Origin of the sequence: Bradyrhizobium sp. 1(2017) (assembly GCF_011602485.2) — a bacterium.
Lineage (GTDB): Bacteria > Pseudomonadota > Alphaproteobacteria > Rhizobiales > Xanthobacteraceae > Bradyrhizobium.
Genome location: NZ_CP050022.2, coordinates 521808 through 534061 on the forward strand (window position 1 = coordinate 521808; position 12254 = coordinate 534061).

Annotated in this window: 9 protein-coding genes; 7 read left to right on the forward strand and 2 right to left on the reverse strand. The window is 64.2% G+C overall.

What is annotated here, in order from left to right; genetic code table 11:
- Position 1 precedes the first annotated feature (1 nt).
- The 4 genes from HAP40_RS02455 to HAP40_RS02470 all read left to right on the forward strand — a co-directional run bounded on the left by HAP40_RS02455 (position 2) and on the right by HAP40_RS02470 (position 4632).
- Complete coding sequence (locus tag HAP40_RS02455; protein ID WP_166811100.1) at positions 2 to 865, forward strand: ABC transporter permease; 864 nt, start codon at positions 2 to 4, stop codon at positions 863 to 865.
- Positions 862 to 2601, forward strand: a complete 1740-nt coding sequence (gene araD / locus HAP40_RS02460) for an L-arabinonate dehydratase (protein ID WP_166811098.1) — start codon at positions 862 to 864, stop codon at positions 2599 to 2601. The genes HAP40_RS02455 and araD overlap by 4 nt, the downstream gene beginning before the upstream one ends.
- 143 nt (positions 2602 to 2744) lie before the next feature.
- Positions 2745 to 3464, forward strand: coding sequence for a ribonuclease activity regulator RraA (locus HAP40_RS02465; protein ID WP_166811096.1), 720 nt, complete (start codon positions 2745 to 2747; stop codon positions 3462 to 3464).
- Between the two features lie 76 nt (positions 3465 to 3540).
- Positions 3541 to 4632 carry an SMP-30/gluconolactonase/LRE family protein gene (locus HAP40_RS02470; RefSeq protein ID WP_166811094.1) on the forward strand — a complete coding sequence of 364 codons (1092 nt, stop codon included), beginning with the start codon at positions 3541 to 3543 and terminating at the stop codon, positions 4630 to 4632.
- Positions 4633 to 4749: 117 nt separating this feature from the next.
- Here the strand turns inward: HAP40_RS02470 and HAP40_RS02475 are convergent, their stop codons facing one another.
- A complete protein-coding gene (locus HAP40_RS02475) occupies positions 4750 to 6855 on the reverse strand; it encodes a S9 family peptidase (RefSeq protein WP_166811092.1) in 2106 nt (701 codons plus the stop codon).
- A gap of 184 nt (positions 6856 to 7039) precedes the next feature.
- Between HAP40_RS02475 and HAP40_RS02480 the strand changes: the two genes are divergently transcribed.
- From HAP40_RS02480 to HAP40_RS02490, 3 genes are all read left to right on the forward strand, one after another.
- A complete protein-coding gene (locus HAP40_RS02480) occupies positions 7040 to 8476 on the forward strand; it encodes an MBOAT family O-acyltransferase (RefSeq protein WP_166811090.1) in 1437 nt (478 codons plus the stop codon).
- A complete protein-coding gene (locus HAP40_RS02485) occupies positions 8476 to 9582 on the forward strand; it encodes a hypothetical protein (protein ID WP_166811088.1) in 1107 nt (368 codons plus the stop codon). Before HAP40_RS02480 ends, HAP40_RS02485 begins: the two co-directional genes overlap by 1 nt.
- 138 nt (positions 9583 to 9720) lie before the next feature.
- Positions 9721 to 10875, forward strand: a complete 1155-nt coding sequence (locus tag HAP40_RS02490; RefSeq protein ID WP_166811086.1) for an integrase core domain-containing protein — start codon at positions 9721 to 9723, stop codon at positions 10873 to 10875.
- 90 nt (positions 10876 to 10965) lie between these two features.
- Here the strand turns inward: HAP40_RS02490 and HAP40_RS02495 are convergent, their stop codons facing one another.
- Entirely contained in the window at positions 10966 to 12153 is a 1188-nt protein-coding gene (locus tag HAP40_RS02495; RefSeq protein WP_166811084.1) for a pyridoxal-phosphate-dependent aminotransferase family protein, read from the reverse strand.
- Positions 12154 to 12254 lie beyond the last annotated feature (101 nt).

Genomic DNA, 12254 nt, shown 5'->3' on the forward strand with positions numbered 1-12254 from the left:
CATGGGCGAGGCCAAAATATTGCTGCGTGAGGCGCCGGTTGCCAGCACGGGAGGTGCGGGCGAGGTCGAGCGCAAGCTAGGTGTGCTCGAGCTGCTGTGGAACGACGGCTTCGTCCGCAAGGCCGTCATCATCCTGTTCCTGGCTGCCGTGTGGGAGGCCTACGGCGTCGCCCTCGACAATCCCCTGTTGTTTCCGACCCTGCACGACACCTTCGTGACGCTGTTCGAGCGCGTCAGGGACGGTACGATTCCGATGCGCGCGTGGGCCTCGCTGAAGGTGCTGTTCATGGGCTATTCGGCCGGCATCGTGCTGGCCGCGATCTTCACCGTGCTCGCAATCTCCACCCGCATCGGCACCGACTTCCTGGAGACGGTGACGGCGATGTTCAACCCGTTGCCGGCGATCGCGCTGCTGCCGCTCGCCCTGATCTGGTTCGGCCTCGGCAATGGCAGCCTCGTCTTCGTGCTGATCCATTCGGTGCTGTGGCCGGTCGCCCTCAACACCCATTCCGGCTTCAAGAGCGTGTCCAACACGCTGCGCATGGTCGGCCGCAATTACGGCCTGCGCGGGTTGCCCTACGTCGCAAAGATCCTGATCCCGGCCGCCTTCGGCTCGATCCTCACCGGGCTGAAGATCGGCTGGGCCTTCGCCTGGCGCACGCTGATTGCGGCCGAGCTGGTGTTCGGCGTGTCGTCGGGACAGGGCGGGCTCGGCTGGTTCATCTTCGAGAACCGCAATCTGCTCGACATACCCGCCGTGTTCGCAGGCCTCTTGACCGTGATCATCATCGGGCTCTTTGTCGAGAACCTGATCTTCCGCGCCATCGAGCGGAACACCGTCCAGAAATGGGGCACCCAATCATGATCAACAAGAAGAAAACGCCCGACCAGCTCCGCAGCGCGCGCTGGTTCGCACCCGACGATCTCCGCTCGTTCGGCCACCGCTCCCGCGCCATGCAGATGGGCTATGCCCCGGAAGAGTGGAAGGACCGGCCCTGTATCGCGATCCTCAACACCTGGTCGGAGGCGCAGCCCTGCCACATGCACTTCAAGTCGCGCGTCGACGACGTCAAGCGCGGTATCCTGATGGCCGGCGGCCTGCCGGTTGAATTGCCGGCGCTGTCGCTGTCGGAATCGTTGCTCAAGCCGACCACCATGCTGTACCGCAATCTGCTGGCGATGGACGCCGAGGAGCTCTTGCGCAGCCATCCCGTCGATGGCGTGGTGCTGATGGGAGGCTGCGACAAGACCACGCCCGCGCTGCTGCTCGGCGCGACCTCGATGAACATCCCGGCGATCTATTTGCCGGCGGGTCCCATGCTGCGCGGCAACTGGAAGGGCAAGACGCTCGGCTCGGGCTCGGACGGCTGGAAGTATTGGGATGAACGCCGTGCCGGAAAGATCTCCGACAAGGACTGGCTCGATATCGAGGCCGGCATCGCCCGCAGCTACGGCACCTGCATGACCATGGGCACCGCCTCGACCATGACCGCGATCGCGGAAGCGATCGGCATGACGCTGCCCGGCGCCTCCTCGATTCCGGCGGCCGACGCCAACCACATCCGTATGGCCTCGGAATGCGGCCGCCGCATCGTCGAAATGGTGTGGGAGGATCTGACGCCGAAGACGATCCAGACCCGGAAGGCCTTCGAGAATGCCATTGCGGTGGCAATGGCGATGGGCTGCTCGACCAATGCAATCATCCATCTGATTGCGCAGGCCCGCCGCGCCGGCCAGGACATCGGGCTCGACGATTTCGAGATTGCGAGCCGCAAGGTCCCCGTGATCGCCAACGTCCGTCCCAGCGGCGATGCCTATCTGATGGAGGATTTCTTCTACGCCGGCGGCCTGCCGGCGCTGATGGGCGAGATCAGGCAACATCTGCATCTCGACTGCGTCACCGTCACCGGCAAGACGCTGGGCGAGAACATCGATGGCGCCGAGGTCCACAACGCCGACGTGATCCGCTCGGTCGACAATCCGATCTACAAGGAGGGCGCGCTCGCCGTGCTCAAGGGCAATCTCGCGCCCGACGGCTGCGTCATCAAGCCCTCCGCCTGCGCGCCGCGCTTCCTCAAGCACACCGGCCCGGCACTGGTGTTCGACGATTATCCCTCGATGAAGAAGGCGGTCGACGATCCCAACCTCGACGTCACCGAGGATCATATCCTGATCCTGCGCAATGCGGGGCCGCAGGGTGGGCCGGGCATGCCGGAATGGGGCATGCTGCCGATCCCCACAAAACTCGTGAAGCAGGGCGTGCGCGACATGGTGCGCATCTCGGATGCTCGCATGAGCGGCACCAGCTACGGCGCCTGCATCCTGCACGTCTCGCCCGAATCCTATATCGGCGGCCCGCTGGCGCTGGTGCAGAATGGCGACCGCATCACACTCGACGTCGCCGCGCGCACCATCAATCTCGATGTGCCCGAGGCCGAGCTCGCCAGGCGCCGCGCCGCCTGGAAGCAGCCCGAGCGCCGCTTCGAGCGCGGCTATGGCTGGATGTTCACCAAGCATATCAAGCAGGCCAATGACGGCTGCGACTTCGACTTCCTCGAGACCGATTTCGGCGCGCCGATCGGCGAGCCGTCGATTTACTAGCTGTCGTTCCGGGGCGCGCGCAGCGCGAACCCGGAACCCATTTCACCGCGTTGCGTGCGGCCCAATGGATTCTCTGGTGCGCAATTGCGCACCATAGCTCGCCGCTGCACGGCGCCCCGGAATGACGAAAGAGAGAGCATGCCATGCCCAAACTGTCCGAAGCCACCCGCAACAAGCTCAAATCCGTCTCCACCGCCACGGTCGCGACCGCCTTATTCAAGCGCGGCCTGCGCATCCAGATGATCCAGGATGTGCACCCCGTCGGCGCGGACCAGCCGACCATGGTCGGCGAGGCCTTCACGCTGCGCTACATGCCGGCGCGCGAGGACCTCAACACCATCGAGGTGTTCAAGGACCGCTCGCATCCGCAGCGCAAGGCGGTCGAGGACTGTCCGCCGGGCGCGGTGCTGATGATGGACAGCCGCAAGGATGCGCGCGCGGCCTCCGCCGGTGCGATCCTGATCACGCGGCTGATGAAGCGCGGCGTTGCCGGCGTCGTCACCGACGGCGGCTTTCGCGATTCCGCCGAGATCGCCAGGCTCGGCATTCCCGCCTACCATCATCGCCCCTCGGCGCCGACCAACCTCACGCTGCACCAGGCGATCGAGATCAACGTTCCGATCGGCTGCGGCGATGCGCCAGTGTTCCCCGGCGACGTCATCCTCGGCGATGCCGACGGCGTCATCGTGATTCCCGCGCATCTGGCCGATGAGATTGCCAACGAAACATTCGAGATGACCGCGTTCGAGGACTTCGTCACCGAGGAAGTCGGCAACGGCCGCGGCATTTTTGGTCTCTACCCGGCTACAGATCCGCAGACGCTGACCGATTTCGCGGAATGGCGAAAGAAGAACGGCCGGTAAGGCCGAGACGACATCACATCAAGAAACAGGCCGGCCGTATCACGCGCCGGCCTTTTGGCAAGCAGGGAGGACTCCAATGAATCTTACGCGACGCGACCTCGTGGCCGGCGCTGGCGCTGTTGCGGCCTCGGCGCTTCTCGCCCGTGCCGCCGGCGCCCAGTCGTTCCCGTTTACACCGAACCAGCGTTATCCCGATCCCGCGGTCCAGATCCTCGATCCCAGCTTCACAAAGTATCGGCTCTATTCCTCGACGGTCGAACAGGTTGCAACCGGAATGCGCTGGGCTGAAGGCCCGGCCTATTTCCCGGAAGGCGGCTACCTGCTGTTCTCCGACATTCCCAACAACCGGATCATGAAGTTCGACGAGAAGACCGGACAGACCAGCGTGTTCCGCACCCATGCCAATTATGCCAATGGCAATGCGCGCGACCGACAGGGCCGCCTCGTTACCTGCGAGCACTCCGTTACCCGCCGCATCACCCGCACCGAGAAGGACGGCAAGATCACCGTGCTTGCCGACAAGTTCGAGGGCAAGCGGCTGAACGCGCCGAACGACATCGTGGTGAAGTCGGATGACAGCATCTGGTTCACCGATCCCTTGTTCGGCATCAACGGCGAATGGGAAGGCAAGAAGGAGAAGGCCGAGCAGGCCACCACCAACGTCTACCGCATCGCCAAGGACGGCAAGATCAGCGCCGTCCTCACCGATCTCGTCAACCCGAACGGCCTTGCCTTCTCGCCGGACGAGAAGAAGCTCTACATCGTCGAGTGGAAGGGCACGCCCAATCGCAGCATCTGGAGCTACAATGTCGGCGACGACGGTGCCTTGAGCGGCAAGACCAAGCTGATCGACGCCGCCGATCAGGGGTCGCTCGACGGTTTCCGCGTCGACCGCGACGGCAATCTCTGGTGCGGCTGGGGCTCCAACGGCGCGCTGCAATCCGAGCCCACCGATATCGGCGGCCGCAAGGTGTTTCAGCTCAAGGCCAGGCCGGAAGACCTCGACGGCGTGATGGTGTTCAATGCGGACGGCAAGCCGCTCGCCTTCATCAGGCTGCCGGAGCGCTGCGCCAATCTCTGCTTCGGCGGTCCCAAGAACAACCGCCTCTACATGGCCAGCAGCCACTCGGTGTATGCGCTGTATGTCGAAGCGCACGGGGCGGTGTAAGGTAGCTGCCGTAGGGTGGGCAAAGCGAAGCGTGCCCACGCACTCGTAAAAATCGGAAAAGATGGTGGGCACGGCGCTACGCGCCTTTGCCCACCCTACAAGGGCTGTGGGTGTGGGTTACACCCCGACCTCCGCCATCCCCGCCGCCCACAGCGCGAACGCGTAGACGATCGCGACTTCATCGAGCCGGTCGAACCGCCCCGAGGCGCCGCCATGGCCGGCGCCCATGTTGGTGCGCAGGAGCACCGGGCCGCCGCCGCGCATGGTGGCGCGCAGGCGCGCGATCCATTTGGCGGGCTCCCAGTAGGTGACCCGCGGATCAGTCAGGCCGCCCATCGCGAGGATCGCCGGATAGTCCTTTGCCGCGACATTGTCGTAAGGCGAATAGGACAGGATGGTGCGGAAATCCTTCTCGCTTTCGATCGGGTTTCCCCATTCCGGCCATTCCGGCGGCGTCAGCGGCAGCGTGTCATCGAGCATGGTGTTGAGCACGTCGACGAACGGCACCTCGGCGACGATGCCGGCGAACAATTCGCCGGCGCGGTTGGCCACCGCGCCCATCAGCATGCCGCCGGCCGAGCCGCCATGGCCGACGATGCGCTTTGCGCTGGTGTATTTCGTGTCGATCAACGCACGGGCGCTGGCTGAGAAATCGTCGAACGAATTCGTCTTCTTCTCGCGCTTGCCGTCGAGATACCAGCCCCAACCCTTGTCGGCGCCGCCACGGATATGGGCGATGGCATAGACGAAGCCGCGATCGACCAGCGACAGGCGGTTGGCGCTGAACGAGGCCGGCATCGCCATGCCATAGGAGCCGTAGCCGTAGAGCAGTAGTGGCGCGGTGCCGTCGAGCTTCAGTCCGCGGCGATGAAGGATCGACACCGGCACCTCGGCGCCGTCATCCGCCTTCGCCATGATGCGCGTGGTGACGTAGTCGGCCGCATCGTGGCCGGACGGGATTTCCTGGCGCTTGCGCAGGACGCGCGTGCGCTTGACCATGTCGTAATCGTAGACTTCCGACGGCGTCGTCATCGACGAATAGGCAAAGCGCAGATTCGTCGTCTCGAACTCGTAGGAGCCCATCGTATCCAGCGAATAGGCGGCCTCGTCGAAGGCGATCGCGTGCTCCTCCCTGGAGGTGAGATCGCGGATCACGATCGACGGCAGCGCATTGGCGCGCTCCAGCCGCACCAGATGGCCGGCATAGAGATCGAGATCGATGATGTAGATGCCTGGACGATACGGGATCAGGTCGCGCCAGTTGCTGCGCTCGGGCTGGCTCAGCGGCGCGGTGACGATCTTGAAGTCGATGGCGTCATCGGCATTGGTGAGGATGAACAGCTCGTCGCCGCGGTCGGCCAGCGAATATTGCACGCCTTCCTCGCGCGCAGCGACCAGGCGCGGCGGCGCCTCAGGATTTGCGAGATCGATCAATCGTTGCTCGGACGTCTCATGATCGCCGCCGGCGATCACGCAGAAGCGGCCGCTGGTGCTCTCGTGCAGATGGGTGAACCAGCCGGAATCCTGCTCCTCATAAACCAGCGTGTCGTCGGCCTGCCCAGTGCCGAGCCTGTGCCGCCACACCTGCATGGGCCGGTGATTGTCGTCGAGCTTCACATAGAAGAAGCTCTTGCAGTCGGCACTCCAGACAATGCCGCCGTCGGTCTCCTCGACGAGATCGTCGAGGTCCTTGCCGCTCGCCCAGTCGCGCACGCGGATGGAGAAATACTCGGAGCCCTTGGTGTCGGCGCTCCACGCCTGTAGCTTGTGATCGTACGAATGCCGGCTGCCGCCGAACTTGAAATATTTGTGGTCCTTGGCGAGCGCGTCGCCGTCGAGCACGATCTGGCCCTCGCCGCCGTCGCGCGGCATGCGGCCGAACAACTCGTGCTGCCCGCCTTCGCGAAACCTGCGGAAATAGGCGAAGGGACCGTCCGGCGACGGCACGCTGGAATCGTCCTCCTTGATCCGCCCGCGCATCTCCCGCACCAGCGTCTTCTGCAGGCCGGCGGTGTGGCCGAGCAGGCTGTCGGTGTAGACGTTCTCCTCATCCAGATATTTACGGATATCAGGATCGAGCACCGCGGGATCGCGCAGGACCTCCTGCCATTTCTCGTCCTTCAGCCAGGCATAATCGTCGGTCACGGCGATGCCGTGCCGCGTGAAGGAATGCGGCCGGCGCGGGGCGACGGGGGGCTGGGAAGGCGTTTTGGCTTGTGTCACTCGGTCCTCGTTCAGGTGCGGCGGTGTTCCTTCGCCTCTCCCCGCAAGCGGGGCGAGGGAGAAGATACACCGCCTTATATCGTCGCGATTCCGCGAATTGCCAGCGCCGCTGCGCCACCTCACCGGGTTGTTGCCTCGCCGCTTGTGTGCTTTAGGCTCCTATCCCCGCCGCCGGTCCAGCCTGATGCTGTTCAATTCCTACCCGTTCATCCTGCTGTTCCTGCCGATCGTGCTGGCGGGCTATTTCTGGCTGGGGCGACGCAGCAATCTGACGCCGGTGATCTGGCTGGCGCTGGCCTCGCTCGCCTTCTACGCCATTGGCAATTGGCAATTCCTGCCCCTGCTGCTGATCTCGATCGCGTTCAACTTCGGGATCGGCCATCTCCTCATCGTGGCGGAGCTCAAGCCGCTGCAGCGAAAGGCGGCGCTCGCTTTCGGCGTCATCGGCGATCTCGTCGTGCTCGGCATCTTCAAATATGCCGGCTTCGTCACCGAGAACATCAACGCGCTGGCCGGCACGCATCATGCAGTTCACATCCTGCTGCCGGTCGGCATCTCGTTCTATACCTTCACCCAGATCGCGTTTCTGGTCGACGCGCATCGCGGGCAGGTCGCTGCCTATGCGCTGCCGCATTACGCGCTGTTTGTGACTTACTTTCCCCATCTGATCGCCGGGCCCATCCTGCATCACAAGGACATGATCCCGCAATTCGAGCGGGAGAAGGCCAAGCATCCGGACCCGCATCTGATCCTGTGCGGAACCATCATCTTCGCGATCGGCCTGTTCAAGAAGACCTGCATTGCCGACGGCATCCAGCCGCTGGTCGCGCTCGCCTTCGAAGCGCGCTCGCCGAGCTTCGACCAGGCCTGGCTGGGTGCGCTCGCCTACACGTTCCAGCTCTATTTCGACTTCTCCGGCTATTCCGACATGGCGATCGGCATATCGCTGATGTTCGGCATCTTCCTGCCCGTCAACTTCAACTCGCCCTACAAGGCCACCAGCATCGTCGAGTTCTGGCGCCGCTGGCACATGACGCTGTCGCAGTTCCTGCGCGACTATCTCTACATCCCGCTCGGCGGCAACAGGCGCGGCCGCGTGCTGCGCTACGTCAATCTCTTGGTCACGATGCTGCTCGGCGGACTCTGGCACGGCGCGGCCTGGACGTTCGTGGTTTGGGGCGCGCTGCACGGCGTCTATCTCTGCGTCAATCACGCCTTCAACGCACTGGTGCCGGCCATGCCGCCGATGTTTTCGCGCCCCGCACGCGTGTTGGGCTGTGTGCTGACCTTCCTCGCCGTCGTCATCGCCTGGGTGTTCTTCCGTGCCGACAGCGTTGCGTGGGCGCTGCGGGTGCTCCACGCCATGGCTGATCCCTCGATCATCGTGTTCGGCCGCGAGGAGATTGCGGCGCTGGTGCTGGTCTTGATCTACGCCGCGTTGGTGTGGCTGGCACCGAACACACAAGCCATCATGGGATACGATCACGCCGGCCGCAGGGTCGGCGAGAACTTGCGGGCAGGGCGCATGCGGCCGCTGTTTCTCTATGGCGCATCGCTGGTGCTTGCGTTCGGCATTCTGGGGATCCAGAGCCATAGCGAATTCATCTATTTCCGGTTCTGATGCAGGGCATTCCCACCAGCCTGAGGCGCCTTCTCCTCGCGAGCCTCGCATGCGTGCTGGGCGCCGCTTCGCTCACCTATGTCGTCGATCCCCTGCAACTGTTTCGCGCGTCGCGCCTCGTTGCGGCCTTCTATTCCGACGACACACGCGTGCAGAATGCCGGGCTGATCCGCAGCCAGACGTTCGACACCGCCTTCATGGGCACCTCGCTCGCTATCCATTTCCGCCAGAGCGACATCGACCGCGCGCTCGGGGTGCATTCGCTCAAGCTGGCGATGACCGGCTCCAATTCGCGCCAGCAGTCCTTCGTGCTGGAGCAGGCCATCGCGCGCGGCGCGAAGCGGGTGATCTGGGCGATGGACGATTTCATCTTCATCGATGCCGCGGGCATCGAGGCCGATCCCTATCTGTCCGTCGATCTCTACCGCAGGACCGCCAAGGGCATCGCGTCCTATCTGTTCAGCGCGGCGATGGCGAAGGAATCGCTGTTTGCATTGCTGCGATCGGTCCCGCCGCTGCAAGAGCCGCTGACCCGGGCGGCGCCCTATCTGCCCCTCAAGTTCGCGCTTCCTGATGTCGACGACATCTACGCGCTGCCCAGGGATTTCGACGTCGCGAGCGGCTACAACGCCAGGCGGACGCTGGCCGCGTTCACTTACATCACCGCGCCCACGCGCAGCCGCTTCCTCGGCGAGGACTACGGCTATGACGTCATGGTCAGGCATTTCGAGCGCGATGCCGTCGGGCTGATCGCGCGCTATCCGGACGTGACCTTCGACATCTACTTCCCGCCCTATTCGATCCTGCAGTTCGTCGCGATGCGCGATGCATCGCCCGCGACGCTGAAGACCGTCACCGATCTCACCGCGCGCATTGCGGAGCGGCTATCGCAGCTTCCCAATGTGCGCCTGCACGACTTCCGCGCGATCAAGGCGGTGACGCACGACCTCGACAATTACAGCGACGTCATCCACCATTCGCCGGTGGTGGACGCGAAGGTGTTGGCGTGGCTGGCGAGCGGGGAATACAGGGTCGATCCCAGCAAGCCGACCGCGGCGCTGGATGAACTGAAGATGCAAGTCGAGGCGTATCGCGTCGAGCGCTGATCTTTCCCTCTCCCCCTGTGGGAGAGGGTGGCTCGTGTCCAGACCGGATAGATAGGTAACACAATAGACCGGATGGATAGGTGACAGTTCTCTGTCGGCTGGGAGGAACAGCCGATGCCTTGGCGAGAGAGCTGCGCAATGGACCAACGGATTAAGTTCATCGCGGATCAGCGAAGCGGATTGTGGACGATGACGGAGCTTTGCGACCGCTACGAGATCAGTCGCAAGACCGGTTACAAATGGTTGGAACGCTACCGGCTGGAGGGGCCTGGGGGGCTTGCGGAACGCTCCCACGCCGCGCGGGTGCATGGGCGCGCGACACCACGGCACATCGTGGATGCGATCGTGGGGCTGCGGCTTGAGCGGCCGAGCTGGGGACCGCGCAAGATCGTGAGCAGGCTCGAGGCTCGGCAAGGGGACGTCGATTGGCCGTCGGCCTCGACGGCAGGCGAGATTCTTAAACGGGCGGGATTGGTCAGCAGTCGCCGGGTGCGGCGACGAGCGCCGCCGCGCATGGGGCAGCTGACGGTACCTCGGCATGCCAACCATGTATGGGCTCTCGATCACAAGGGCTGGATTCGACTGGGCGACGGCTCTCGGGTTGAACCCTTCACAGTGACCGACGGCTTCAGCCGCTATTTGATTAGTTTGGCGGCGACGGGCAGCACGCAATATGGCGAATGCCAACCACTGCTGGAGCGGGCGTTTCGCGAGTACGGCTTGCCGCAGATCATCCGCTCCGACAACGGCTCGCCATTCGCCTCGACCGGAACCACCGGCCTGACGGCGCTGTCGGTATGGTGGATCAAGCTTGGTATCCGTCATGAACGGATTGATCCTGGCCACCCGCAGCAGAACGGCCGGCACGAGCGCTTTCACCTCACGCTTCTGGAAGCCATGCGGCCACCGCCGCCAACCCGGGCGGCGCAGGCTCGTCGGTTCTCGGCATTTGCACGCGACTACAATGAAGAGCGGCCGCACGAAGCGCTTGGCCAGCGCCCGCCTGCCAGCTGCTATCAGCCTTCGCCCCGTGAGATGCCAAGGCGGCTTCCCAAGCCTGATTATCCATCCGAAGCCGCGGTTCGCCAGGTTCGCTCCAACGGCGAGATCAAATGGCGTGGCGACCTCATCCACATCTGCAGCGCTCTCGGCGGTGAAGCAGTCGCTGTCGAGGAAACCGAGGACGGAGCCTGGCAAGTGCGCTTCTTCGACGTGCCGATCGGCATCATCGACCAGCAAACACGCAAGCTGCGGCGCTGCGCTAGCGCAGCGCCGCAGCTGATCAAATCATGAACGACTGTCACCTATCCATCCGGTCTATTGTGTTACCCATCCATCCGCTGGACATCGGAGCGAGGCGTTCGCAGGGACGACAGCTCCGCCTTACACCGCCACCTCTTCGCCGAGATAGGCGACGGCCGCTTCCAGGCCGCCCTTGCCGTGCGGGATCTTCAGCGCGTTGAGCCCGATCTCGATCACGCCCAGCGTGCCGAGCAGCATCGGCGCATTCACATGACCCATATGGGCGATGCGGAAGGCTTGGCCCGAGAGGTCGCCGATGCCGGTGCCGAGCACGACGCCGCATTTCTCCTTGCAATAGCGTTGCAGCACGGCCGGGTCGTGGCCGTTGCTCATGGTCACCGTGGTCACGGTGTTGGAGCGCTCGCTGGCTTCGGCGACGTTGAAGCCGAGCACCTGGCCCTCCGACCAGGCGCCGACTGCACGGCGCGCGGCCTCGCCGAGCAGGCTGTGGCGGCGGAAGGCGTTCTCCAGCCCTTCCTCGTGCAGGAGATCGATGGCCTGGCGCAGCGCGAACAACAGATGCACCGGCGCGGTGCCGGCATATTTGCGGTAGTGCTCGGTGCCCTCGCGCTCGCTCCAGCTCCAATAGGGCGTCGCCATGTTGGCGGACTTGTGTACCTCGAGCGCACGCGCGTTGGCGGACACGAAGCTGAGGCCGGGCGGCGTCATCAGGCCCTTCTGCGAGCCGGACATCGCAACGTCGATGCCCCATTTGTCCATCTCGAACGGCATGCAGCCGAGCGAGGCGACGGTGTCGACCATGTACAGCGCAGGATGCCCGCTCGCCTTGATCGCCTTGCCGATCGCCTCGATGTCGTTCTGCACGCCGGAGGCGGTGTCGACCTGGACCACCACGACGGCCTTGATCGCGTGCTCCTTGTCGCGGCGCAGGCGCTCCTCGACCTCCTGCGGTCGCACCGCGCGGCGCCAGTCGCCCTTCAGCACCTCGACCTCGGCGCCCATCAGCGCCGCGGCCTGGCCCCAACCGAGTGCGAAGCGGCCGCTCTCCAGCACCAGCACCTTGTCGCCGCGCGACAGCACGTTGCTCAGCGCGGCTTCCCAGGCGCCATGACCGTTGGCGATGTAGATGTATGACTTGCCCTTGGTCGCAAACAGCTTCGAGATGTCGCTGAGCAGGCCCTCGGTCAGATCGGTCATCTGCTTGGAGTAGATGTCGATCGCCGGACGGTGCATCGCCCGCAGCACCTCGTCGGGCATCGTGGTGGGCCCGGGGATGGCCAGAAATTCCCGGCCCGCGCGAACGGTCATTGCTGTTGGTCCTTGTTGCTGGTGGACAGGCTGGTGGATCGCTGAATCACACTTTTACGCGCCGCCAGGACTGGAGAAAAGCACGCAAAATGCAGGTCTGG

What these genes read in the sequence shown, in the direction of transcription:
- HAP40_RS02480 (WP_166811090.1), top strand. Translation starts at nt 7,040, where the DNA reads ATGCTGTTCAATTCCTACCCGTTCATCCTGCTGTTCCTGCCGATCGTG.
- HAP40_RS02455 (WP_166811100.1), top strand. Translation starts at nt 2, where the DNA reads ATGGGCGAGGCCAAAATATTGCTGCGTGAGGCGCCGGTTGCCAGCACG.
- HAP40_RS02485 (WP_166811088.1), top strand. Translation starts at nt 8,476, where the DNA reads ATGCAGGGCATTCCCACCAGCCTGAGGCGCCTTCTCCTCGCGAGCCTC.
- HAP40_RS02470 (WP_166811094.1), top strand. Translation starts at nt 3,541, where the DNA reads ATGAATCTTACGCGACGCGACCTCGTGGCCGGCGCTGGCGCTGTTGCG.
- HAP40_RS02490 (WP_166811086.1), top strand. Translation starts at nt 9,721, where the DNA reads ATGGACCAACGGATTAAGTTCATCGCGGATCAGCGAAGCGGATTGTGG.
- HAP40_RS02495 (WP_166811084.1), bottom strand. Translation starts at nt 12,153, where the DNA reads ATGACCGTTCGCGCGGGCCGGGAATTTCTGGCCATCCCCGGGCCCACC.
- HAP40_RS02465 (WP_166811096.1), top strand. Translation starts at nt 2,745, where the DNA reads ATGCCCAAACTGTCCGAAGCCACCCGCAACAAGCTCAAATCCGTCTCC.
- araD (WP_166811098.1), top strand. Translation starts at nt 862, where the DNA reads ATGATCAACAAGAAGAAAACGCCCGACCAGCTCCGCAGCGCGCGCTGG.